The sequence below is a fragment of the Huintestinicola sp. genome (genome assembly GCF_051882455.1).
Lineage (GTDB): Bacteria > Bacillota > Clostridia > Oscillospirales > Ruminococcaceae > Huintestinicola.
Window position 1 is genome coordinate 50,951 of sequence record NZ_JBJERV010000014.1, and the last position, 25,836, is coordinate 76,786.

The window sequence follows — 25,836 nt, forward strand, 5'->3', positions numbered from 1 at the left end:
TTATAGCCTATGAGTACAAAACAGTCACAGACGAAAAATAAAATCAGCGATATAGCCAAGGATCTGAAAATTTCGGGTCAGGAGCTTGCGGAGTTTGTTAGCGCAAAGTTCGGTGCTGCCAAGAAGCCGTCCGCAAGTGTAAGTCAGGAGGAGCTGAATATTATTCTCGAGTATTATTCTCAGAATAATCAGGTAGACAGCTTCGATCCCTATTATGCATCAAGAAACGATAAGCCTGCACAGAAGCCCGCAGAGGAAAAGAAGCCTGCTGCCGAGAAAAAGCCTGCTGCAAAGAAGGCTGAGCCGAAGCAGGCTCAGAAGTCAGATGCTGCCGAAAAGGGCGCAAAGCAGGAAACTGCAAAGGCTCCCGCGCCTGCAAAGGAGAATAAAAAGCCTGAGGCTCAGAAGCAGGAAGCTCCCAAGGCCGCTCCCAAGGCTGAAAACAAGCCTCAGCAGACTGCTCCTATCCGCAAGGATACTCAGAAATCCGCTGTCGAGAAATTTGAGAGCCAGATACAGAAAACCAACGAGCAGAAGAAAAATCAGGCTGCCAAGGCTTCCGAAAAGAAGCAGGAAAGCAAGCCCGCGGACAACAAGTCCACAAAGACAAAGCTTGACGGCAATTTCTCCGCAGAAAGCGTAAAGGTGGAGCAGAAGACACGTACCGTTGACACAAGAGGAAGCTATGTTGATATCGACAAGTACAACGAAAAGTACGAGAATATTGCTCCTCTGAACGGCGGCGGAAGCGGCAGACACGGCAAGGATAACTTCTCAAAGAAGCAGAAGCTCACCCAGAAGTCCGCTCAGAGAAACAAGCAGCAGTATTCCAGCAAAAAGGAGACTGAGGCAGAAAAGCTCCGCAGACTTGAGCTTGAGCGTGCAAGAAAGCAGCAGCTCAAAGTCCTTATCCCCGATGAGATCGTGGTTTCCGAGCTGGCTTCACGTCTTAAAGTCACCGCTACCGAGGTCATCAAGAAGCTTATGGGTCTCGGTGAGATGTGCACCATAAATCAGGTCATCGACTTTGACACCGCTTCTCTCGTTGCAGAAGAGCTGGGCGCAAAGGTGGAGAAGGAAGTTATCATCACCATTGAGGAGAGACTTATCGATGACAGCGACGATGACGGCGAGGGTGTTGAAAGAGCACCTGTTGTAGTTGTTATGGGTCACGTTGACCATGGTAAGACATCTCTTCTCGACAGGATAAGAAACGCAAATGTTACCGCCTCCGAGGCAGGCGGAATTACCCAGCACATCGGCGCATACCGTGTCAACTGCAAGGGCAAGGAGATCACCTTCCTGGATACTCCCGGTCACGAAGCCTTCACATCGATGCGTGCAAGAGGCGCATCCGTTACGGATATCGCTATCCTGGTAGTTGCGGCTGACGACGGAATCATGCCCCAGACCGTTGAGGCTATAAATCACGCAAAGGCTGCGGGTGTAAGCATTATCGTTGCCATCAATAAGATGGATAAGGAGGGTGCAAATCCTCAGAATGTTATGCAGCAGCTCACCGAGCATAACCTTGTTGTCGAGGAATGGGGCGGCGATGTTATCTGCGTTCCCGTTTCTGCAAAGACAGGTATGGGTATTGACGATCTTCTCGAAAATATCCTTCTCGTTGCCGAGGTTGCTGAGCTTAAAGCAAATCCCAACAGACTGGCAAAGGGTACTGTTATCGAAGCACGTCTTGACAAGGGCAGAGGTCCTATTGCAACTGTTCTCGTTCAGAACGGTACTCTTCACACAGGCGATATCATCATCGCAGGCACTGCTGTGGGCCGTGTAAGAGTTATGACCAATGACAAGGGCGTTGTTGTACACGAGGCAGGTCCTTCCTATCCCGTTGAGATAACAGGTCTTGCAGAGGTTCCCTCCGCAGGCGATATCTTCAATGCGGTTGAGGACGAACGTCTTGCAAGAGAGCTTGTTGAGCAGCGTAAGCACGAGGCTAAGCAGGAGCAGTTCAAGCAGTATCAGAAGGTAACTCTCGACAACCTGTTCAGCCAGATCGAGCAGGGCGAGATCAAGGAGCTTCCCATCATCGTCAAGGCGGACGTTCAGGGCTCTGTTGAGGCTGTGAAGCAGTCTCTTGAAAAGCTCTCCAACGAGGAAGTCCGTATCAGAGTTATCCACGGAGCTGTGGGTGCCGTTTCCGAGGGCGACGTTATGCTTGCAAGCGCGTCAAACGCAATTATTGTAGGCTTTAATGTACGTCCCGACCCCGTTGCTGCGGACAATGCAGAGCGTGACGGCGTTGATATCCGTCTGTACCGCATTATTTACGACGCTATCGAGGAGATAAGCACCGCTATGAAGGGTATGCTTGCTCCCAAGTTCAGAGAGATCGCTATGGGACGCATCGAGGTAAGACAGGTCTACAAGATATCCAGCGTTGGTCTTGTTGCAGGTTCCTACGTTCTCAGCGGCAAGGTAACGAGACAGAGCCAGATAAGAGTTGTCCGCGACGGTATTGTTATCGCCGAGGATAAGATGTCAAGCCTCAAGCGCTTCAAGGACGATGTAAAGGAAGTTGCTGAGGGCTACGAATGCGGTATCACACTTGAAAAATTCAACGATATCAAGGAAGGCGATATCTTCGAGGCATTCATCATTGAGGAATATCGTCCCGACTGATAACAGAAAGGCGGCGCAGCAGATATGCCTAATTTTAAAAACGCAAGATTATCCGAGGACATAAAAAGAGAGATATCCGGTCTCATATGCGAGCGAATCAAGGACCCGAGAGTAAAATTCGGACTGGTTTCAGTAGTCCGCACCGAGCTTTCGGGAGATAATTCCCACTGCAAGGTGTATATTTCCCATCTTGACGGCATGGAGGCTTCCAAAAACGCCGTCAAGGGACTTGAAAGCGCTTCCTGGATGATAAGAAAGGAAATTTCCAACAAGCTCCATCTGAAAAAGTGTCCCGAGCTGAAATTCATTGCCGACAATTCCATCGAGCACTCCGCAGAGATCGCAAAAATGCTTGAGGATATGGATATACGGGACGATGAGGAAGCTGACGGAGAAGAGGAAGAATAAAAATTAAAGGAGAGGCGAGGAGCATGAACGGAAAATCTCAGAGCATAAGCATTGCAGACGCTGCAGGCTTTCTGAAATCAAACGACAATTTTTATATCCTTACCCATTTGAGTCCCGACGGAGACGCTATGGGAAGCGGTTTCGGGCTTTGCTTCGCTCTGCGGGCAATGGGAAAAAAGGCTAACGTTCTTTGCTCCGACCCTTTTCCCAAAAGATACAGCTTTCTTTACGGCGAATACGCTCCCATGAAGTTCACTCCCCAGACCATCGTAACGGTGGATCTGGCGGATACGACTCTGTTCGGAAGAGAGCTGCAGGTCTATGGGGATTATGTTGATCTTGCCATAGACCACCACATTTCCAATACAAAATATGCCGCAAGGCTTCTTCTTGACGGAAATGCCACAGCTGCCTGCGAGGTGATATATCAGGTGCTCAAGGAGGGAAATATGCCCATTGACAAACAGGTAGCTGCCTGCCTTTACACAGGCATCGCTACCGATTCGGGCTGCTTTAAGTTTGAAAACACCACTCCCAAGGCGCATATGATAGCTGCCGAGCTTATGGGCTTCGGTATTCCCTTTGCCAAGATAAACCGCCAGCTTTTTGATATAAAGAGCAAGGCGAGATTTATGGTGGAGCAGTATGTCATCAACAATCTTGAAACATACCTTGACGATAAATGTGCAATGATAGCCGTTACCTCGGAGACTGTAAAGGAAACAGGGCTTGCTCAGGAGGAATTTGAGGGGCTTGCTTCCATTCCCATGCAGATAGAGGGCGTTGAGGTGGGCGTGACCATCAAGGAGAAGGAGCCGAATAAATTCAAGGTATCTATGAGAAGCGCAGAAAGCGTTAACGTTTCTGATATATGCGCAAAGCTTGGCGGCGGCGGTCATATGAGAGCCGCAGGCTGCACCGTTGAGGGAGATCTTTCTCAGGTGAAGCTGAAGCTTTTGTCGGTAATTGCGCCTGCAATGGGGTTTGATCTATGGCTGTCGTAAACGAGCTTAACGGAATTATATGCGTAAACAAGCCTGCGGGCTTCACCTCCTTTGACGTAATCGCAAAAATGAGAGGTATCCTTAAAATGAGACGTCTCGGACATGGGGGAACTCTCGACCCTATGGCTACAGGCGTTCTGCCCGTTTTTGCGGGAAGCGCCGCAAAGGCAAGCGAAATGCTGCCCGATCATGATAAGGTGTATGAAGCAGGCTTTCAGCTGGGCATTGTCACGGATACGCAGGACTCAACGGGCAAGGTGCTTTCCGAAAGCAATATTTCAGTGAGCAGAGAGGCTCTGGAAAAGGCTGCGGAGAAGTTCAGGGGCGATATTATGCAGATACCGCCTATGTATTCCGCTGTTTCGGTAAACGGCAAGCGGCTTTACGAGCTTGCAAGGCAGGGCGTGACAGTTGAGCGCAAGCCCCGTCCCATTACCGTTTATTCTCTTGATATTCTTGAATATAACGAGGAAAACAGGACGGGCAGGCTGGAAATTGCCTGCTCGAAGGGTACTTATATCCGCACGCTTATTCACGATATGGGCGAGCTTATAGGCTGCGGCGGGATAATGACTTCTCTCATGAGAACTGCTGCCTGCGGATTTTCGCTGTCCGACTGCGTTACACTTGAGGAACTTCAGCAGGAAGCCGACAGGGGAGGGGATTTCTCCACATTTTTGCTGCCTGTTGCGGAGGTGTTTGGATATCTGCCGAAAATTCGCCTCAGCGAAGCGCAGGAGAGAATGTACCGAAACGGCGTTCGGCTTGATATTGACAGGGTGAACAGGGAAGTTAGTGACAGCGAACGATATGCCGTATACGGCGTTTCGGGATTTATCGGGACTGCCACTATATGCCCTGCGGAACGGCTTTTGCGGGTGGAAAAGAACTTTTTCTGAGGTGATATGATTTGATAGAATTGTCGCCCGGCTTTAAGATGGACGGCAGGGGAACCGCTGCCGCTCTCGGCATCTTTGACGGAGTACACCGTGGTCACAGGGCGGTCATTGACAAGGCTGCGGAGGAGGCGGAAAAAAACGGTCTTGCTCCTGCGGTCTGCACCTTTAAAACAGGTACTGTAAACACTAAGGGAAGCGGCTACCGTCCGATATACAGCGATGAAACAAAGCTTGTGCTGCTGGAAAAAGAGGGCGCCGAATATGTATTCATTCCCGATTTTGCCGATGTGAGGGATATGAGTCCCGAGGACTTTGCGGAAAAGATACTCCGCGGAGTTCTGAATGCCCGTATAGTTGTATGCGGCAGGGATTTTCGCTTCGGTAAAAATGCTGCCTGCTCGGCAGAGGGGCTTAAAGAAATATGCGGACGTCTCGGAATGAGGCTCTGCGTGGTGGACGATGTTACCGAAAAGGGTATCAGGATATGCTCGGCGGACATCAGAAGATATATTTCCGAGGGGGATATCAAGTCCGCAAATCTTCTGCTGGGTCATAACTATGCCATAACCGGAAAGGTGATACACGGGAACTGTTTGGGCAGGACGATGAATTTTCCCACAGCCAACCAGAGTATGCCCGAAAAAAACGTTATGCCCCGTTTCGGAGTTTACGCTTCATATGCGGAGCTTGACGGGAAAATTTACAGAGGCATTACCAATATCGGCGTAAAGCCAACGGTGGACAGCTCGGGTATCCCCCTGGCAGAAACCCATTTCCCCGGATTTTCGGGGGATATTTACGGCAGAGAAATAGTTGTGAGACTTTACGATTTTATCCGCCCGGAGATAAGGTTTAACAATACGGACGAGCTTCGCGCTCAGATAAACAGCGATGTAAAACGGGTAATGTCGGCTTCCGAAGCCGCTTTGCCCTTGATATAAAATTTAACTGAAAGGAATTTGCTAAAAATGGACGTTTCAAAGAGAATACGCACCCGTTTTGCTCCCAGCCCCACAGGCTTTATGCATATCGGAAATCTGCGTACCGCCATTTATACTTATATCATTGCGAAAAAATACGGAGGAGACTTCATTCTCCGTATCGAGGACACCGACCAGGAAAGATACGTTGAGGGAGCTGTTGAGAAGATATATGACACCCTGAGAGTATGTGGTCTTAACTGGGACGAGGGTCCCGATGTAGGCGGTCCCGTGGGTCCCTACATTCAGTCGGAGAGAATGGACCTGTACAAGGAATACGCTCTGAAGCTTGTTGAGTCGGGTCACGCATATTACTGCTTCTGCACCAAGGAGAGGATCGACGCTCTTCACAAGGCTCAGCAGGAGGCAAAGGTATCGAATATGATGTATGACCGTCACTGCCGCGATCTGCCTGCGGAGGAGGTACAGAGACTGCTTGACGCGGGTACTCCTTATGTTATCAGGCAGAAAATGCCTCTCGAGGGCAGCACTACCTTCCATGATGTGCTTTACGGCGATATCACCGTTGAGAACACTATCCTTGACGATCAGGTGCTTATCAAGGCTGACGGTATGCCCACTTACAACTTTGCAAATGTTATCGACGACCATCTTATGGGCATTACCCACGTTGTAAGAGGAAACGAGTATCTTTCCTCTGCGCCCAAGTATAATCTGCTTTACGAGGCATTCGGCTGGGAGGTCCCTCAGTACATTCACGTTGAGCATATTATGAGAGACGCTCAGCACAAGCTTTCCAAGCGTGACGGAGACGCTTATTTCGGCGACTTTGTTGAAAAGGGCTTCTATGTTCCCGCGATCATTAACTATATTGCACTTCTGGGCTGGGCTCCCAAGGGCGAGAACGAGATATTCTCCCTTTCCGAGCTTGTGGAGGAGTTTGACATAAGCGGACTTTCCAAGTCTCCCGCAGTGTTTGATATCGTGAAGATGAAGGCAATAAATGCCGAGCATCTGAGACGTCTTTCCCACGATGAGTTCAAGGCTCTGGCGCTTCCCTATATCCGTCAGACCTGCAAGCGCGAGGACATCGACATCGACGTGCTTATCAATACTCTCCAGCCCCGAACCGAGCTTTTCACCGATATCCCCGAAAAGGTGGATTTCATTGACGAAATGCCCGAGTACAGCGAGGAGCTTTACTTCAACAAGAAGATGAAGACCGATCCCGAGACGGGTCTTGAGGCTTTGAAAATGCTTCTTCCCGTTCTTGAAGGCGTTGACGAGTGGAACGAGGAGAATATCCACGCCGCTGCATTTGCGGAGATCGAAAAGCAGGGAGTCAAGAACGGCTTTATGCTCTGGCCTCTGAGAGTTGCGCTTTCGGGCAAGCCCCTTACCCCCGGCGGCGGAATCGAGCTTGCGGCTGTTCTGGGTAAAGATGTTACCATCGAAAGAGTTAAAGCCGCGATCGCAAAGCTTGAGAAATAATTTATGAAATACAGCGCACAGCGATCGAAAATTATCATTTTTCACCGCTTACGCTGTATTATCACGTGACTTTCACATTAACGCGGTAAAATTTATATAATACTGATGATTTTTCAATTTCGGGGCGGCGTTTCTGCTGCCTCGGCTTTTGAATGAAAAGGCAAAGCTCTCAGAAAGGAATGATCTGAAAAATGATAGAGGTCAAAAACCTTACCAAGCAGTACGGCGCAAAAAAGGCTGTGGACAACATTTCCTTTACCGTAAACGACGGCGAGATACTGGGCTTCCTGGGACCCAACGGAGCGGGAAAATCCACCACTATGAATATCCTTACAGGCTACATTTCCTCCACAGACGGAGAGGTTCTTATTAACGGCATTGATATTCTGGACAATCCCACCGCCGCAAAAAAAGAGATAGGATATCTTCCCGAGATCCCTCCTCTTTATCCCGATATGTCCGTTAAGGAGTATCTTAATTTCGTTTACGATCTGAAAAAGTGCAGGATACCGAGAGAGGCGCACATTGACGATGTGTGCAAGCTTGTTAAGATAACAGACGTTTATAACAGGCTTATCAAGCACCTTTCAAAGGGCTACAGACAGCGTGTGGGCATGGCTCAGGCGCTTATCGGAAACCCGAAGATACTTATTCTCGACGAGCCTACGGTAGGTCTCGACCCCAAGCAGATACTTGATATCAGAAATCTTATCAAAAGGCTTGGCAAGAAGCACACAGTCATTCTTTCCTCTCATATCCTTTCTGAGATCCAGGCTGTCTGCGACCGTATCGTTATCATAAACAAGGGCGAGATAGTTGCGGACGACACTACCGAAAATCTTACCAAGGCAGTTTCCGACGATCTGAGATACACAGCAAGGATAGACGGTCCCCGTGAAGAGGTCATCAAGCTCATCAAGGGCATAAGGGGCGTTGAGGACGTTACCGCCGAGATGGAAAGAGAGCCCGGAATTTATGATTACGAGATAGAGGTCGCAGAAAATTCCGATATCAGACGTGACCTTTTCAAACGCCTTGCAGAGCGAAACTGGTATATGCTGGGTCTTAGATCAAATGAAATGACCCTTGAGGACATATTCCTCAAGATCACTATGGGCAGCGATGTCAAGGTGGGCGCAAAGCCTGTGGACGAAAAAACTCAGAGAGAGCTTATGGAACAGGTCTCGGGAGCTGTGATGGCAGCTGACGCTGTAAGCCGTATGAAAATATCCGACGGCAGCGAAGAGACCGAAAGTGAAAGCGACGGAGGAGAAGAATAATGGGTGCTATCTATAAAAGAGAAATGAAGGCATTTTTCACATCGCCCATCGCATATATCTACCTTGCTATTTTTTATGCGATAAGCGCATTCTACTATGTGGGCAACAATATCATGGGTGCCACCACAGATATGTCCTACGCATTTCTCGGCATATTTATGATAATAATGCTTTTTATACCGCTTCTTACTATGAGACTTATGTCAGACGAGAAGAAGCAGAAGACCGACCAGGGACTTCTTACCGCTCCCGTTAATCTGGCGGAGATAGTTCTGGGAAAATTCTTTGCTGCGGCTACGGTTTTCATTATCGGAATGGCGATTTACGTTCCTTATGTTCTGGTGCTTTACAGCCTTGCAGGAAATCTTCCCTGGGCGACTGTCATCGGCAATTTCGTGGGACTCCTGCTTGTGGGGACCTCCTTTATTTCCATCGGACTTTTCGTTTCCTCACTTACCGAGATACAGATAGTTGCGGCTATTGTGAGCCTGCTCATCAACTTCCTGCTGTATATGATCGACATTTTTGCTTCGAGAGTTACCTTTGCTCCGCTCAAGCAGGCAATGGTGGCTGTGGGCTTCTATAACAGATACACCGAGTTTACTCAGGGTATCCTTAATATCACAAGCGTTGTATTCTTTATCAGCGTAATATTTGTTTTCAATTTCCTTACGGTAAGGGTGCTTGAGCGCCGCCGCTGGAGCTGAGGATTTTTAACTGAAAGGAATGTATAAAATGGCTAAGAATAAAAAAGAAGCTGAAATAAAGGCTGATACCGCTCCTGCGAATGAGAATGCCGATGCAATGACATTTTCTGAAGCTGAGGCAGTTTCAGAAAATGCTCCGAAGAAAAAGGGCGGCTTTAACAGGAGAAAGCTGAAATACGGCTCTATTGCCGCTGCCATTACTATTATCGTGGTGGCTATAGTGGTGCTTGTCAACGTTATTGTTAACATTGCTTCAAACAAGGTCAATATGTCCATCGACCTTACCACCAACGGCAATTTCGAAATATCTCAGCAGACTATCGATTATCTCGAGACCTTAAATCAGCCTGTCAATATAGTTTGTCTCTCCGACGAGCTTACCTTCCAGACTGCTACGTATATTTACTACAAGCAGGCTTACGAGGTGCTGAAAAAATATTCCATTTACAGCGATTATATAAATCTCAAATTCGTTGATATGGTTTCAGACCCCACCTATGCAGAGCGATACAAGGAGTCATACAAGGGCGAGATAAGCCAGTACAGCATTATCGTGGAAAACGAGGCGAACGGCCGTATCAAGGTTTTCGGTATTCAGGATCTTTACAATACCGAGTCACAGTTTGATTACAGCAGCTTTTCCTATTACGATGTTCCCGTTTCCTCAAAGGCGGAGCAGGAGATAACCTCCGCTATCATGTATGTCACCGACCCCGACCCCATCAAGGCTGTTGTATTTAACAGCGAGACCTCGGGTACCTCCTATGACAACGTATTTAACCTCCTTTCCGCTAACGGCTACGAGGTAAGCGAAATGGATCCGCTTTCGGGAACTATTCCCGAGGAAACGGATATCGTTGTGATAAACGCTCCTCTCAACGACTATGACTCTTCCGTTATTGATATGCTCTACGCTTTCCTTGACAATGGCGGAAAGCTTGGCAAGAGCCTTATCTATTTTGCGGATTACAGTCAGAAGACTACTTCCAATATCGACACATTCCTTGAGGAATGGGGTATCCGTGTGGAAAACGGCATTGTTGCCGACAGTGATGTTAACAATCTCCAGAGCCAGAACCTTTATGTTATCAGAGATTACATCGCTGAGAATGATTATTCCACAAATCTTGCTTCGGCAACTCTGCCTGTAATAGATTTCCAGTCCAGACCCCTTACGCTCCTTTTTGATAATAAGGACACAAGAAGCACTGTTCCGCTGCTTCAGACAAAGGATACCGCTTTCATTATGACCGAAGAGATACAGCAGGCTATCAAGGACGGCGACGCCTCCGGTATACAGTACGGCGTTCAGACCACAATGGCTCTCGGAAGAAAGCATATCTTTGACGAGGATAATAATCTGGTATTCAGCAATGTGCTTGTTATCGGTTCCTCGGAGACTCTGGACGAAAGCTTTACTTCCACCACATATTTCAACAACGGCGATTACTTTGTTTCCGTTGTAAACACAATGGCAGGCAAGAACAGCGGTATTTCCATTGTTGCCAAGGACCTCGGCTCGGACAGCTTCGATATGGACCAGGGTACCGCAAACAGATACTTTATCCTGTTTATTATTGCTGTTCCCGCTGCTGTTCTTATTATCGGTGCTGTGGTATTTATCAGAAGGAGAAGCAAGTAAATGAGATCCAATGTTAAGCTTTTGATAATCGGTGCTGTGGTGCTTGCCGCTCTTGCAGCCGCTGTTATTCTGCTGAATGTATCGGGCGGCTCGGAAGAGCCTGAGGAAGCTGTCAGCGAGACCACCGCCGCTTCCGACCCCCTCTCAAAGCTGCTTTATGACAAGGACCCCGCTCAGATAGACAATATCCATGTTTCAAACAGCTCGGGTGAGTATGATGTTGTAAAGTACAACGACAACTCCTGGTTTGTTTCGGATTTTATCGGGCTGCCCCACAGTGCTGTCGCTGTAAATGATATCTGCTCGAGCGCTGCTACATTTACCTCTCAGCAGGTTGCAGCGGAGAATGCGGAGGATATGTCCGTCTACGGTCTTGACGCCCCCCGTGCGGAGGTCACTGTGACCTTCGGCGGCGGCTCGGATGTCAGGGAGATGCTTATCGGAAACGAGTCTCCCTCAAGCGGTCTTTGCTATGCTGCCTTCAAGGGCGAGAAAACCGTTTATGCGGTCAACAGCTCCGATGTTGACATATTCCTCAATGACAGATTTTATTTCCTTGCAAAGACTGTTTACACCCAGAAGCAGCCCGAGGACGAGGACGATACAACGGACTATGCAAAAATAACAAGCATTACCATCTCGCGCAAGGATATAGATTACGATATCGTGCTTGAATACGATGTCCGTCAGGACGATCCCGACGCGGTCTACGGCAATTCCTCAACCCACGTTATGACAAATCCCGTAAGCCTCGACCTTAATCCCGACACAGCCTACAACGTGATAAACAGCGTTTTCAACCTTACTGCCACCGAGATCGCTGTGGCTGCTCCCACTGACGAGATAATGGAGCAGTACGGTCTTGCTGACCCCTTCGGTGAGGTAAGCTTTGATATCACCGGCGGAGATTTTTATCTGCTTATGGGCAACGAATACTTCGATGAAAACGGCAGGGCTCTTGGCAGGTACTGCTATGCAGACGGCATTGATATCATTTATATGTTCGATTACAGTATCCTTCCCTGGGCGACTGTAATGCCGCTGGATATTTCAATGACAATGATAACAAGCACCTATATCTACTCTGTCAACACCATTGAGATAGAGACCGCCGGCAGCAGCACTCTCTTCACTCTCAGCGGCGGAATGGACGATTTCAAGGTTGAGTGCGACGACAGTGATGTTACGGTAGATAATTTCAAGGATTTCTATCAGTATATCCTTCGCGCGCCTGCTGAGGAGCTGTATCTTGAAAACTGCTCTGAGCCTGCGGATATTACTCTTACCATCAGCCACGAGTACGGGGTTGATAAGATAGAATTTATAAATTCTGCCGACAGAAAATCCATTATCAGACTCAACGGCAGGACCAGCTTCAAGTGCAGGACTGCTTATGTAAACCGTCTTATCGAAAATGCAGAGCACCTTCTGAACGGCGAAAAAATTGTTACTACCTGGTAAGATCTGACATAATGCGCATTTGGGATATGTTATGATAATTATATTCGGTCGGCAAATTCTTTTTGGAAAAAATTATAAAAATGTTAAAAAACTACTTGATTTTTCTGTATTTTTGTGTTATAATGTTTTAAAGAAGATTTGCAGGCTTAGACTAATTTATAAGGAGGAACAGCTATGAGTGACGCAGCAGAAACAAAAAAGACAGATTTCTTTACCTATAAGGGTTATCCGCTGGTGAGAAAAGGCGACCAGATCTATTACGGCAATATGTACGACCCCTATGTTATTATGATGCAGATTATGGAGAAAACTAAGGTCGGCGATCTGGATGTTGCCAGCAAGGTGAAGATCTACAAAATGGCTACTGACGAGAAGCTCAATCCTGTTGAGGCTATCATTAAGCAGAGCGAAAAGAGCAGTCTTTACGAGGCGCTTGATATCGCTTATGCATGGCTTTCAAGATAAAAATTTAAAGGCTGTCCGGGTTCGGGCAGCCTTTTTGTATTATGCCTTATCAAACCTAATGCTGTGAAGCTTCAGACCGCTTTGTGCAAAATATACTCTTATGGTGGTAAAGCGTGAGAAGCAGTTTGTGCTGCACTCAAAGGATACGGGGAGTCCTCCTGTGCCGTTGAAGGTGAATGAGCCGCAGGGCGTTCCCATACTGAATACGGTCACTGGTATCTGTGCAAGCTCGCTAAGCTCGGAGCTGCCCGTAACGGTAATGCGGTATAGTCCCAGGTCTGATACATCAAGTGCAAATATGAAGTCGGTGCCGCGGTCGGTCCGGATATTGGTGCCGTCGATAACAAGAGTGCCGTCAAGCTTGTAGAATGTGACCTCCTCGGAGCTGTCCGAACGGTTTTCATCGGGACGGTTTATTATTTCGACCTCATCGGCAGTGCCGCAGAGCCTGTCCATAGCGTGTGTGCCGAGAAGGAATGAGCAGATGTTTGCGGCGTTTCTCTGAAGCTCAGCGCGGGTGAGGGTGCCGTTTTCAAGTGATGAGAGGGTATTGTCATTGTTGTTCCCGCCGTCTGCGCAGACCATATAAACATCGTTCTGCGCTCTTGCCATTGCAGCAAAGTCTGATTTATCCACTGCTTTGCCGCGCTCGTTTATATTTGCCCACCAGTCGGTCATCACAAAGCCTTTGAAGCCCCATTCATCGCGGAGGATAGTGGTGCAGAGGTCATAGTTTCCCGCTGACCAGAGACCGTTTACGGCGTTATAGCTTGTCATGATCGAATCTGCACCGCCGTCGCGAACTGCTATTTCAAAGCCCTTGAGATATATCTCCCTCAAGGCTCTTTCGGAAACGGCAGAGTCGATGTTGTGTCTGTTGGTTTCCTGATTATTTCCGCAGAAATGCTTTATGGTTCCCGTTACGCCTTCGGAGTGAAGTCCCATAAGCTCTGCGGCGGCGATGGTTCCCGAGAGGAAGGGGTCCTCGGAGAAATATTCAAAGTTTCTGCCGTTGAGGGGATGGCGGTGAATGTTCATTCCCGGTCCTAAAAGGCAGTCCACCTTATTTGCGGACATTTCACGTCCCATAAATCCGAAAAGCTCGGTGACAAGGGCTTTGTTGAATGTTGAAGCGATAAGGGTGCCGTTTGGCAGGCTGAATGCCTTGGTGCCGCAGTCAAGTCTCATTCCCGAGGGACCGTCCGAACAGCAGCCGCAGGGGATACCCTTATCTGTCAGTCCGTCAGCTACTCCGCCGAATGCGGAGGCTGTACCTGCTGTTACACGGGGACTTCCCATTCCTTCTCCTCGGATAATGCAGGACAGGTCATAGTCCGAAAGCTGGGCGATAAATTCCGAGAGACCGTTCTTGTCGCTTCTTACGTCGGCAAGCTTTATGCCCTTGTCGCCTGTATATGGGAGTTCACAGGGAAGGGAGTCTATGCGGCGTGAGGTCTCGTTGATCTCAGAAAGGGGAACGTCCTCAAAACCAATGGTGAGTTTTCCGTTTTCGGAAACGGGCTTCATTCGTTTAAAGGGCAGCACCGGTGCCATTGCCTGTTTTGCCTGCTTTACTGCTTTTGTTTCGGGAATATCAAAGGAGAGATATTCTTCACAGCTTCTTACATCTGTTCCGCAGAAAATTTTATATTCTCCCTTTTCGAGCACATAGCAGAAACGGTGTCCCGACGCTCCCGAGTCGTCATAGGAGGCAAGGTCGGAGAAATTTACCTCAAAGGTTATTTCCTGCTCCTCGGAGGGGGCGAGGAGTCTTGTTTTTTCATATCCGCAGAGGACCTTTGAGGGCTTGCCAAGCTTGCCCTGAGGTGCTGATGCGTAAAGCTGGACTACTTCTTTGCCGCTTGTGCTTCCAATGTTTTTTACGGAAACGGTCAGTTTCGCTTTGTCAGCAGATATCTCAGATGCAACAGGTGTAATGTCAAACTGTGTGTATGAAAGTCCGAAGCCAAAGGGGTACATTACCTTTTCGGGGGCAAAGGTCTCAAAATATCTGTAGCCAACATAAATATCCTCGGCATAGAAATTTCTTTCGGTATCGCCGAAATATTTATCTGAGGGATAATCTGAAACAGAGTATGCGATGGTGTCGGGGAGCTTTCCCGAGGGGGCGGTCTTTCCCGTAAGAATGTCTGCGGTTCCCAGTCCGCCTACCATTCCGCCCTGCCATATGTATAAAACAGCGTCGGGAGAGTATTTGTTTACAAAGCTCATATCGATCATGCCGCCTACATTCAGAAGGACAACAAGCTTTTTGAAGTGCTTTCTTACAGTTTCGAGCATCTGCTCCTCGCCTTCGCTGAGAAGATAGGCGCCTTTTACATTGCGGTTGTCCTGTTCTTCTCCTGCGGTCCTTCCGATTATTGCAATGGCGGTGGAGCATTTTTCGGCAATACGCGCCGCAACGCTGTCCTCCACGGGCATTTCGATCTGTGACCAGGGTTCCTGTCCCCAGCCTGCTCCTATATCAAAGGGATTTTCTTCGTCCCATTTTTTGTAAATATCAAGCAGCTCCTCGTTTACCTTAACGCCGCGCTCAATAAGTCCGTCGGTCACGCCTACTACCTTGCTCACATTTACAAGTCCGCCCGAGCCTGTGCCGCTTTTGTAATAATGAAGCTGGATACGTCCGAATACGGCTATCTCTTCATCCCGGGGGAGGGGAAGTGCGTTATTTTCATTTCTGAGCATAACTATTCCCTCGGAGACGGTTTCCGCAGATTTTTCGATATATTTATTCCAGTCGAGTATTTTTTTGCTCATAGTAAAATTTTCCTTTCAGAATAAAATAAATGTGACGGGTGAAAATAAGACTGTTTTTATTGTCCGAAAACAGTATATCACATAAGGGCTTTTTCGGTCAATGAATAATAAATAAAGATTGGTGAAAAAATTGTAATAAAAGGAATGGTGATATATGAATTTCGTGAATGGCAAGGATATTCCGCTGGGCTTCGGTATGGCGCTGGCGCAGAACAGCGAGGCGATGACCAGATTTGCGGCTATGTCCGAGGTGCAGCGCAGGGAGATAATTGCGGGAACTCATTCGGTCAGGTCGAAAAAAGAGATGCAGGCTTATGTGGACAGGATAGCTCATATGTGAATTGGCATATATGTGCTGTTTATATAAAAAATTTATCAAATATTTGTTTTGTTTGGCTATTGACAAATTGAAATAAATGTGCTATAATTTGAATAAAGCAAAGGAGCTGCGGCAGATGCGGCAGCTCCTTTTTAAATTAATTTTGTTATGGAATTATTCCATTTCGTCCATAGACTTATTGAACTCGTCAATGAGCACGGTTGCTGCGTCTGCAAGAGAGTCTCTTACAGAGGGCCAGTCAAGACCGTAGAAGGGTGCGCGTATTCCGTATTCGCCGCTGTCCAGAATGTTGTAAAGGTCGGTGGGGCAGCCTGTATGAATGGAATACATAGGATTTTCAGCGGTGAGTTCATTCACCTTATGTCTCATCTCTACCATTTCATCGGTCCAGCCGTAAACGTCCTTGAGCTTCTGATCTGCAATTGCTACTGCGTTTTCGTCATAGCTTGCTGCAATGATACATTCCATAAATCTTGCAACGCCTTCGGGATTCTGTGCGCCCTTGCAGAGCATATATGCGTCAAGTCCTGCGGGGAGGTAATATTTATCGGTATCGTCAGCCTTGGGAATGGGAACGAACATTACGTCTGCGGGGTCGCCGAAGGAAACTGTCCAGATATCGGGTGCGCCTTCAAGAGCGTAAATTCCGCTTATGTAGAAAAGCTCCTTGCCTTCACCGATGAACTCAGGGTGAACAGACCAGTTGAACAGGTTCTTGTCAAGAACAAGACCGTTCTGGTTGAGCTCATACATAAAATTCATCGTTTTCTCAAGGCGGGGGTCGAAGAGATTGTCAACAAGCTTGCCGTCTTTAAGCTCAACGGGTGCTATTCCGCCCGAAAGCATAAGGGGCTTTTCATTGAACCAGCCGTCAAGACCGTACTGCTCGCTGTCATTGTCTACATAGGAAAGGAGCATCTCCTTGAAGGCTGTCCAGTTCCATTCACCCTTTTCAAGAAGCTCGGCAGGGTCGTCGAAGCCCTGTGCCTCGATGGTCTGGCGGTTGTAGATAACTACCTCGCCTGCGGTTGCCTGAGTTGCCATAAGGTAATGCTTGCCCTTTAACTCGAACTGGTCGTTAAGTTCCTTTACAGAGCTCCAAAGCTCGGAGTCGAAGTCAACATACCGGTCATAGGCTTCAAACTGACCGTTGGGAACGCCCTTGGGGAAGGAGTCAAGGTCGCCGCCTGCGATAAAGTCAATGCCTGTGCCGCCGAGGATATTGGTCGAAAGGTCTGTAAATCTCTGTGCCCAGGTGGTGGGGATATATTCGATGGAGCCGCCGTATTTGGACTCGAAAAGCTCAAGGGAGAGAGATTTGGTATTGCCGGAGGTGGAGGCGTTGAAGGGGTCATAGAATGAGAACCACTTTATGTTTTTGTTCTCAAGCTCAACATCGGGGAGGAGGTCGGCAACATTATCCATTGTGCCCTGCTCCTCTTCGGAGAGAGTCTCGGTGTTGATCTCAACAGTAAGGGCGGTGGTCGTCTCCATTGTAGTCTCGGAGGTCTCTGCGGTATCAGAGCCGCCTGCACAGCCTGTAAAGGAAGCTGCGAGCGTCAATGCGGAAACTCCTGCGATAATTCGTCTGAGCTTGTTCATAGCGATCGTCCTTTCAGAAATATTTTTTATGTTTCAGGTGATAATAATATCAGCATAGCTTTTAGTTATTATATCATAATTCGGGTGATGTGTCAACGTTTTCAGATGTACATTTTGCTATGGGTAAATTGTTTATTTTTGACAAGAAAAATTGCTGTATTGACATTGACGGAATAACGCAGATATGGTATAATTAAATCATATTGTATCGGATAATACGAAAGGACAGTTTAAATGGCGGTTTACTATATACTTATGGCGCTCATTCTCGGACTGGCATATCCTTTATGCATAAGAAAGCCGTCTCAGAAAAAGAATACGATATATGTATGCATTGTTTTCGGGTATATGTTTCTGATGTCGGTTTTCCGTTATGGCATAGGCAATGATTTTTATAATTACCGGCTCTTCTTTTACGAGCTTTGCTCAAGCAGTCTCAGCTTCCCGGAAAGATTTGCCGACAGAAGGTTTGAGATAGGATACACTGTTATTATGGAGATCGCCAGGCTCCTCGGCGGAGATTATCTGATACTGAATTTTATTATGGCACTCCTGATCCTTTTCCCTGTGGCGTTTGTGATCGTTAAATACAGCAAAATGCCTTGGCTGTCCTGCTGGCTTTATCTGACTGTGACATTTTTTTACAATTCCCTTAATTTTACGAGACAGAGCCTTGCGGCTTCCATTGTTCTGCTGAGTTATTATTTTATCAAGGAAAAAAAGCATTGGGCGGTCATTCTTCTCGCGCTGGCAGGCTCCCTTTTTCATATGTCCGTACTGATATTTATCCCTGTTTACCTTATGTCTCTTATCAAGCCTTCGGCAAAGCTTTACGCGGCTGTCGGAGCGGCGGCGGTTCCGGTATTTGTTTTTTCCGATAAGCTGCTCCGCTTCCTCCTTACAAAGGTGGTCAGCGGTTATTCCGAGTATCTGGATACGATATTTCTTAATGTTGGCTTGTCACGGGCATTTCTGATAGTTCCTTTTCTGTTTATGGTGCTGGGCTTTGCAGCATATTTTTCGGGCTGGAAGGACAAATGCTCAGAGGCGGGAGTTTTTACTAATTTCCTGTTCTATAATTTCCTGATATGGCTCTTTATCACTAAGCATTTCATTCTGGAGCGCTTCACTCTGCCGATCTATATCTTTATTATTCTGAGCATTCCCGAGATGATGTGCCATTTTAAAGAGATAAGATTTAAGCCTGCCGTTCAGAAAGGCTCCCATTTTAAAGAACAGGTCAAGGAAGGCACTATAAAAAGCTATTTGAGCTTTGCGCTGAAAAACGGAAAGCGTTTATGGACTGTTCTGACCGGTGCCGTTCTGCTCATGACTTTTTCCTATAACGATATGTGTATAAATGAGGGGGTACACGGCGTTTTCCCTTACGAGTCGGTTTTTGATGCTGCTTCGGAATATTCAAGTGAGCAGCTTCGGACGGATTACCGCAAAATTTTCCCTGCAAAGTCCTTTCAGAAGTATCTGAGCCTGATAAATAAGGGCGATTATACCACAGTTATCTGTGTTAACGGAGACGCGGGCAGTTCCCTCGATCTTTCCGCTAAGCTGCTTCTGAGAAAGCTCGGATTTAAAACCGATCTTAATAAGCTGGACGGGCAGAGCTATATCGGTGTTGTCAGCGGCGGAAAGGTCGTTTTTGAAAAGACTTCCGATGATGTTATCGAGGAAAAGCTTGCGATCTGCGATAATTCTGTCTTTATTACGGCGGTTAGCGGCGGCTTGCGGGCAGAAAAGCAGATTGGTCAGGTCTATGTGGGTGATGATGGATTTACTCCTAATCTGAACGGACTGAATTTTGCTGTTTTTGATAACGAACTTAAAATGATCGCTGCGGCTCAGACCTATGACACAACGGGATATGATTATATCGGTACCGATACTACTGCTTTTTACGGTGAGCTGCTTATTGAGGAATAATTTATATCGTACTATATCTTAAATTTTCGAGGTGAGAAGTTTGAATAAAAAAATTATGGCTGCTGCCGCCTGCGCTCTTGTTCTTGCCGGCTGCGGTCAGGACAGCGGAGAAGAAGAGAGGGAAAGCTATATTGCTGTTTATCAGGAGCTTACCGATGTCTCTGAAACTGTTACTGAGGAGGAGACTTCTGTTCCTGTGACATTTTCGCCTCTTACCGAGGAAAATGAAGGCAGTTACCTTTCCGATGTTCTTATTATCGGGGACGGGGAGTGCGGCAAGGCGGTAAGCTGCGGGCTGCTTACCGAGGAAAATGTTATATCCGTTCCCGGAGCGGGACCCGATGATATCCTTTCTGCCGAGGTCGGCGGAAAAACGGTGAGAGAGCTGGTCAAAGCCGCCGGCAAGCCGTACATATATCTCCTGTTTACGGAGAGGGCGCTGCTTGACAGCCTTTCGGCGGAAAAATACGGCAGCAAGCTTTTTGAGCTCGGTGAAGAGCTTCGTGATATCTCTCCCGAAAGCATGGTCATTCCTCTGAGCGTTTTGCCCTTTTCAGATGAAAATGCTCCCGAGGGAGATATTTCCGGATACAATGAGTCTCTTCATATGTGGGTGCGCTCAAGTCCCGATGAATATTTCATTTACAAGGACGTTTCCTTTGTCTGCGGTGATAACGGAAGGCTTTTTAATGAGTTTGTTGACCCTGATGGGGGAGTTTCTCCCGAGGGTTGGAATGAGCTGCTCAGATACATTGAGACGGACAGGTTTTACAACAATATGACTGAGGACGGCGAGAGCTATGACGGGCTTTCTGCCGAAAGGGCTGAGTATTACGTTACCGAGGGGAAGGTTGCGTATCTTACCTTTGATGACGGCCCTTCAAAATACACGCCGCAGATACTTGAGATACTCAGGGAAAATGACATTAAGGCTACATTTTTCATTACGGGCTGGTGTATTGAGGGCAAGGAGAATATTTTAAGGCAGGTAGCTGACGAGGGTCACACGGTGGGGCTTCACAGCTGGTCCCACGATTATGACGGAATTTATTCATCAACGGAAAGCTGGCTTAAGGATTTTGCCAGAGTTTACCGAAAGGTTTACGCGGTCACGGGTCAGAAGCCGTGGTGCTTCCGTTTCCCCGGGGGAAGCTACAATAATTTTAACCGTGACACTGCCGATGATATCATTGCCGAGATGGACAGGAGGGGATTTGCGTTCTATGACTGGAACGCTGCTACTGCTGATGCTTCATCTTCCGCTACATATGACAGCTGCCTTGAGAATATCCGCGACAGCATAAATGCGGACCACGAGGTGGTTTTGATGCACGATTCTCTGGAGCTGACACCCGAATATCTGCAGGACGTTATCGACTACATAAGGGGACAGGGCTACACCTTTGAAACGGTGGATACGGCGGACGAGGTTAAATTCTGAATATTAGAAAGATTAGAAACAGATTAAATTTTAGCACTCTCTATATCTGAGTGCTAAAATTTACTGTATAGTCACGATTTCATCACAATATCGACATATGTGCCGTATATACTATTAGTTGTGGAAAAGGAAAAGAGCCTGTCAGAGAGATCTGACAGACTCCTGCACCGCCCTTGGACGATAACTGATTGGTGGAGATGACGGGAATCGAACCCGTGTCCGAAAACCGATCCACACAACTTTCTACGAGCATAGTCTGTTATTATCATTCCCTCGCATAAGAGCAAACAGACACGCTCTTATGCTCGGTAGCCTGCAGTACATCATACAGACGCAGGCACTTCTGTATGACGTTCACCGCTGATCGGCGCCTGTTCCGAGACCGCGGTACTTCTCAGACAGACGAGCAGCAATTAAGCAGCTGCTAATTCAAAATTATCGTTGTCGTCTAATTTTAAAACGTGTGCGGGTTAAAGAGATCAGCACAATCCTCTGCTCGCTTATCATGCTTCAAAGTCCCCGTCGAAACCTTTACATCCCCGTTAATTGAAGCGGATATTACCTGTTCTTTTCCTTGATGGCTCTGTCGATATCACGCTTTGCGGCTTCGGCAGCCATTGCGTCACGCTTGTCGTGAAGCTTCTTGCCCTTGCACAGACCCACCTGGACCTTGACCCTTGAGCCTTTGAAATAAAGGGAGATGGGGATAAGTGTGAGCCCTTCCTGTTTGACCTGCCCGAAAAGCTTGTTTATCTCCTTTTTGTGAAGCAGCAGACGCCTTACGCGCATAGGGTCGCGGTTGAAAATATTGCCGTGGTCATAGGGAGAAATGTGCATTCCCTTTACCCAAAGCTCTCCGTCCTCAACGGTACACCAGGAATCCTTGAGGTTTACGCCGCCCTGACGGATAGCCTTGACCTCCGTTCCCACAAGCTCGATACCGGCTTCGTAGCTTTCAAGTATGAAATAATCGTGCCTTGCCTTTCGGTTTTCGGCGATAGTTTTGAAACTGCTCTTATCCGCAGGCATTTAAACACGTCCTTTCCATACGAATGCTGCAACAAATAATATACCATATCTGAGCCCCATTGTCAAGGCTTTTCTCCTTAAATTTTTTAGCAAATTCCGACATTTCCGTATTATATAATAAAATTACATCTGAAAGGAAGATGATATTATGAATATGCAGAAGCTTACCAAAAAAACCATTGAAGCAATTCAGGCGGCGCAGGACACCGCTATGAATTACGGCAACACCAATGTTGACCAGCCTCATCTGCTCTATGCACTTCTTGTGCAGGAAAACGGTCTTATACCTCAGCTCGTTAAAAAGCTGGGCAAGGACCCTAATGTTGTGGCAGGCAGCGTTGAGCGCATTATCGGCAAGATACCCAAGGTATCGGGCAGCGGAAGGGATATGAACACAGTTTATATCTCCCAGTCTCTGGACAGGCTCCTTAATGCTTCGGAAGCAATTGCCAAGAGTATGGGCGACGAGTATGTTTCTGTTGAACATATTATGCTGTCCTATTTTGACAATGGGGATAAGGACATCAAGCAGCTTTTCACCGATTTCGCTCTTGACAAGGACGGTTTCCTGAAGGCGCTGCAGGAGGTAAGAGGCAACCAGCGTGTTACCAACGATACTCCCGAGGATACCTATGATGTACTGAAAAAGTATGGTCAGGACCTTGTGGAGCTGGCTAAACAGAACAAGCTTGACCCTGTTATCGGCAGAGACAGCGAGATCCGAAACGCTATTCGTATCCTGTCAAGAAAGAGCAAAAACAATCCTGTGCTTATAGGCGAGCCCGGCGTCGGCAAGACTGCCATTGCAGAGGGTCTTGCTCAGCGTATCGTCAGGGGAGATGTTCCTGATAATCTTAAGGACAGGAAGATATTCTCTCTGGATATGGGTTCCCTTATTTCGGGCGCTAAGTTCAGAGGTGAGTTTGAGGAGCGTTTAAAGGCTGTTCTGAACGAGGTGAAAAAATCCGACGGAAAGATAATCCTATTCATAGATGAGCTGCACACCATTGTTGGTGCAGGTAAGACTGACGGCGCAATGGACGCAGGCAACCTTCTGAAGCCTATGCTGGCAAGAGGTGAGCTGCATTGTATCGGTGCAACCACTCTTAATGAGTATAGAATGTACATTGAAAAGGATCCTGCGCTTGCGAGACGTTTCCAGCCTGTTCAGGTAGACGAGCCTACTGTTGAGGACACTATTTCAATTCTCAGAGGTCTGAAGGACAGGTACGAGGTATTCCACGGCGTTAAAATTCAGGACAGCGCGCTCATTACTGCTGCTGTGCTTTCTAACAGATACATTTCCGACAGATTCCTTCCCGATAAGGCTATCGACCTTGTGGACGAGGCATGTGCTCTTATAAGGACGGAAATGAATTCGATGCCCACGGAGCTTGACGATATTGCCAGAAAGATAATGCAGAAGGAAATTGCCGAGACTGCGCTCAAAAAAGAAGAGGACAAGCTTTCTCAGGAACAGCTTGTTGAAGTTCAGAAGGAGCTTTCCGAGCTGCGTGACGAGTTCAACTCCATGAAAACAAGATGGGAAAACGAGAAAAACTCCATTTCCCGTCTCCAGAAGCTTCGTGAGGACATTGACAAGACCAATGCCGACATTGCCGAGGCTGAGAGAAGCTATGACCTTAACAAGGCTGCTGAGCTGAAATACGGCAAGCTGCCTGCTCTGAAAAAAGAGTTGGAAGAAGCAGAAGATGTGGCTGACGATTATGAAAAGAACACCCTTCTCCGTGACAAGGTGACGGACGAGGAAATTGCTAAGATAGTTGGCAGATGGACGGGCATTCCCGTTTCTAAGCTTATGGAGGGCGAAAGAGAAAAGCTTCTTCGTCTGGAAGATATCCTTCACAAGAGGGTCATCGGTCAGGACGAGGCTGTAGAAAAAGTCAGCGAGGCTATTCTCCGCTCAAGAGCAGGTATTCAGGACCCCAATCGTCCTTTAGGCTCCTTTATGTTTATGGGTCCTACGGGTGTTGGTAAGACAGAGCTTGCAAAGGCTCTTGCTCAGGCGCTTTTTGACGACGAGAAGAACATTGTCCGTATCGATATGACCGAGTATATGGAGAAGCACTCTGTGAGCCGTCTTATCGGAGCGCCTCCGGGTTATGTGGGCTACGAGGAGGGCGGTCAGCTTACCGAGGCTGTGCGCCGCAAGCCTTATGCCGTTGTTCTTTTCGATGAGGTGGAGAAGGCTCACCCTGATGTGTTCAACATTCTGCTCCAGGTGCTCGATGACGGACGTGTGACCGATTCTCAGGGCAGGACTGTGGATTTCAAGAACACAATTATTATCCTGACCTCTAACCTTGGTTCGGATTATATCCTTGACGGCATTGACGAAAATAACGAGATAACTCCCGAGGCAAGGGCACAGGTCGATAAGCTGCTCAAGACCCATTTCCGTCCCGAGTTCCTCAATCGTCTGGACGAGATAGTATTCTACAAGCCTCTTTCCAAGAAGGAAATATATCCTATCATCGACCTTATGCTGGAAAAGCTCAGACAGCGTCTTGCAGACAAGCAGCTTGAGCTTGAGGTCACTGACAGCGCTAAGGAGCTTATTGTCAAGGAGGGCTATGACCCTGTTTACGGTGCAAGACCTCTCAAGAGATATATCCAGAGCAAGCTTGAGACTCTTATCGCACGCACTATGATCGCTGAGGATCTGGAGCCCGATACGGTCATCAGAGTGGACAGCGACGGTGAAAAGATGCTTGTGACGGCACTTCCTCCTGAGACTGAATAATTTTCGGGCTGTATCATTTACCCCGGCGGAAATGATACAGCCCTTTTTTGCTCAAAACATCAAGAAATCATTTTCCCTTTATGTTATTATATTATCAGAGGGGCAGACGTGCTTCTTTCATTAAATTTATTACCGGTGATAAATATGGAAAAATTTGAAATTCTGTCCGAAGCCCTTGACTATATCGAAGAAAATCTCGGCAGGGGAGTCACCCCCGAGGAATGTGCCGCAAAATGCTGCTACAGCCTTTCAAATATGCAGAAAATGTTCCGCTGTGTGTTTCACATCGGCATAAGCGACTACATTTCACGCCGGCGCATTACTATGGCGGCGAGGGAGCTTATCGAGACCGACAGCACGGTGCTTGATATTGCGGTGAAATACGGCTACAACTCCCACGAGGTGTTTACCCGTGCATTTACGAGGCTCTGGGGCGTTACTCCCGCAAGCTTTCGCAAAAGCAGCGGATTTTCCGAGATATTTCCCAAGCTTGGCAGGAACGATCGTCTGTTTGACGGGAAGGGGAATGAAATTATGAGCAGTAAGATTAGATTTGACGTTTCTCACCTTTATGATTTTATTAAAGAGCGCAGAGGAAAATATGCGGTCTGCTTTGATATGTGCCATCTTATGTACATAAATGACACATTCGGCAGTGCGGCAGGCGACGCTGCCATAGCCGAATGTCTGAGGCGCATTGACAAGGCGGCAGGCGAGGATATGCTGCTTGTCAGAGTCGGAGGAGATGAGTTTGTTCTTATTACCGATCTTTCTGACAGATCCGATGCTGAGAAGGCTGCACAGAAGGTGCTTGAAAGCAACGGCGGAACTGTAAAATGCGGTGACAAGGAATTTGAGGTCTCCATGAGAGCGGGATTTGTTGTTATTCCGGAAAGCGGAAATATTCGCTACAACGAGCTTTTTGACAGCTTTATCATTGCGAGCCGCCCCGGCGAATAAGTTTTATTTGGTCTGTATCACTGAGTTTTTTGGTGATACA

General features: G+C 47.6%; 19 protein-coding genes and 1 other RNA gene. 16 read left to right on the forward strand and 4 right to left on the reverse strand.

The genetic code is table 11. The features are described from left to right. The first annotated feature begins 9 nt into the window (after positions 1-9). The 11 genes from infB (at position 10) to ACI4J0_RS02135 (ending at position 12,941) form a co-directional block, all read left to right on the forward strand. On the forward strand, positions 10-2,643 hold the full coding sequence (gene infB / locus ACI4J0_RS02085; RefSeq protein ID WP_439764157.1) for a translation initiation factor IF-2: 2,634 nt from the start codon (positions 10-12) through the stop codon (positions 2,641-2,643). A gap of 24 nt (positions 2,644-2,667) precedes the next feature. Continuing rightward, entirely contained in the window at positions 2,668-3,051 is a 384-nt protein-coding gene (rbfA, locus tag ACI4J0_RS02090) for a 30S ribosome-binding factor RbfA (protein ID WP_439764158.1), read from the forward strand. Between the two features lie 23 nt (positions 3,052-3,074). Next, positions 3,075-4,055, forward strand: a complete 981-nt coding sequence (locus ACI4J0_RS02095; RefSeq protein ID WP_439764159.1) for a DHH family phosphoesterase — start codon at positions 3,075-3,077, stop codon at positions 4,053-4,055. Next, positions 4,043-4,954 carry a tRNA pseudouridine(55) synthase TruB gene (gene truB / locus ACI4J0_RS02100; protein ID WP_439764160.1) on the forward strand — a complete coding sequence of 304 codons (912 nt, stop codon included), beginning with the start codon at positions 4,043-4,045 and terminating at the stop codon, positions 4,952-4,954. Before ACI4J0_RS02095 ends, truB begins: the two co-directional genes overlap by 13 nt. A gap of 11 nt (positions 4,955-4,965) precedes the next feature. After that, positions 4,966-5,895 (forward strand): riboflavin biosynthesis protein RibF, encoded by a 930-nt coding sequence (gene ribF, locus ACI4J0_RS02105; RefSeq protein WP_439764161.1) that lies wholly within the window; start codon positions 4,966-4,968, stop codon positions 5,893-5,895. Between the two features lie 27 nt (positions 5,896-5,922). Then, the gene (gene gltX / locus ACI4J0_RS02110) at positions 5,923-7,386 is read left to right on the forward strand and encodes a glutamate--tRNA ligase (RefSeq protein WP_439764162.1); all 1,464 of its coding nucleotides are present in this window, start codon (positions 5,923-5,925) and stop codon (positions 7,384-7,386) included. Between the two features lie 191 nt (positions 7,387-7,577). Then, positions 7,578-8,666, forward strand: a complete 1,089-nt coding sequence (locus tag ACI4J0_RS02115) for an ABC transporter ATP-binding protein (protein ID WP_439764163.1) — start codon at positions 7,578-7,580, stop codon at positions 8,664-8,666. Then, on the forward strand, positions 8,666-9,373 hold the full coding sequence (locus tag ACI4J0_RS02120; protein ID WP_439764164.1) for an ABC transporter permease: 708 nt from the start codon (positions 8,666-8,668) through the stop codon (positions 9,371-9,373). The genes ACI4J0_RS02115 and ACI4J0_RS02120 overlap by 1 nt, the downstream gene beginning before the upstream one ends. A gap of 28 nt (positions 9,374-9,401) precedes the next feature. Next, positions 9,402-11,015 (forward strand): Gldg family protein, encoded by a 1,614-nt coding sequence (locus tag ACI4J0_RS02125; protein WP_439764165.1) that lies wholly within the window; start codon positions 9,402-9,404, stop codon positions 11,013-11,015. Next, positions 11,016-12,476 carry a DUF4340 domain-containing protein gene (locus tag ACI4J0_RS02130; protein ID WP_439764166.1) on the forward strand — a complete coding sequence of 487 codons (1,461 nt, stop codon included), beginning with the start codon at positions 11,016-11,018 and terminating at the stop codon, positions 12,474-12,476. A gap of 174 nt (positions 12,477-12,650) precedes the next feature. Continuing rightward, a complete protein-coding gene (locus tag ACI4J0_RS02135) occupies positions 12,651-12,941 on the forward strand; it encodes a hypothetical protein (protein ID WP_432651204.1) in 291 nt (96 codons plus the stop codon). Between the two features lie 39 nt (positions 12,942-12,980). On the opposite strand, the gene ACI4J0_RS02140 is transcribed toward ACI4J0_RS02135, so the two are convergent. Next, complete coding sequence (locus tag ACI4J0_RS02140) at positions 12,981-15,722, reverse strand: glycoside hydrolase family 3 protein (protein WP_439764167.1); 2,742 nt, start codon at positions 15,720-15,722, stop codon at positions 12,981-12,983. 154 nt (positions 15,723-15,876) lie between these two features. Between ACI4J0_RS02140 and ACI4J0_RS02145 the strand changes: the two genes are divergently transcribed. Next, positions 15,877-16,062 carry a hypothetical protein gene (locus ACI4J0_RS02145; RefSeq protein WP_439764168.1) on the forward strand — a complete coding sequence of 62 codons (186 nt, stop codon included), beginning with the start codon at positions 15,877-15,879 and terminating at the stop codon, positions 16,060-16,062. Between the two features lie 153 nt (positions 16,063-16,215). Here the strand turns inward: ACI4J0_RS02145 and ACI4J0_RS02150 are convergent, their stop codons facing one another. Then, complete coding sequence (locus ACI4J0_RS02150; protein ID WP_439764169.1) at positions 16,216-17,664, reverse strand: extracellular solute-binding protein; 1,449 nt, start codon at positions 17,662-17,664, stop codon at positions 16,216-16,218. A 234-nt stretch (positions 17,665-17,898) separates the two neighbouring features. On the opposite strand from ACI4J0_RS02150, the gene ACI4J0_RS02155 reads away from it, so the two are divergent. Continuing rightward, positions 17,899-19,602, forward strand: coding sequence for an EpsG family protein (locus tag ACI4J0_RS02155; protein WP_439764170.1), 1,704 nt, complete (start codon positions 17,899-17,901; stop codon positions 19,600-19,602). Between the two features lie 40 nt (positions 19,603-19,642). Then, positions 19,643-21,043, forward strand: a complete 1,401-nt coding sequence (locus ACI4J0_RS02160; protein WP_439764171.1) for a polysaccharide deacetylase family protein — start codon at positions 19,643-19,645, stop codon at positions 21,041-21,043. A gap of 189 nt (positions 21,044-21,232) precedes the next feature. Here ACI4J0_RS02160 and ssrA read toward each other — a convergent pair. Both ssrA and smpB read right to left on the reverse strand, forming a co-directional pair. Continuing rightward, positions 21,233-21,584: a transfer-messenger RNA gene (ssrA, locus tag ACI4J0_RS02165) on the reverse strand. A gap of 17 nt (positions 21,585-21,601) precedes the next feature. Beyond that, positions 21,602-22,072 (reverse strand): SsrA-binding protein SmpB, encoded by a 471-nt coding sequence (gene smpB / locus ACI4J0_RS02170; protein WP_432649866.1) that lies wholly within the window; start codon positions 22,070-22,072, stop codon positions 21,602-21,604. A 148-nt stretch (positions 22,073-22,220) separates the two neighbouring features. On the opposite strand from smpB, the gene clpB reads away from it, so the two are divergent. Both clpB and ACI4J0_RS02180 read left to right on the forward strand, forming a co-directional pair. Then, on the forward strand, positions 22,221-24,836 hold the full coding sequence (gene clpB / locus ACI4J0_RS02175; protein ID WP_439764172.1) for an ATP-dependent chaperone ClpB: 2,616 nt from the start codon (positions 22,221-22,223) through the stop codon (positions 24,834-24,836). A 144-nt stretch (positions 24,837-24,980) separates the two neighbouring features. Then, positions 24,981-25,796, forward strand: a complete 816-nt coding sequence (locus tag ACI4J0_RS02180; protein WP_439764173.1) for a helix-turn-helix domain-containing protein — start codon at positions 24,981-24,983, stop codon at positions 25,794-25,796. The last annotated feature ends 40 nt before the right edge of the window (positions 25,797-25,836 follow it).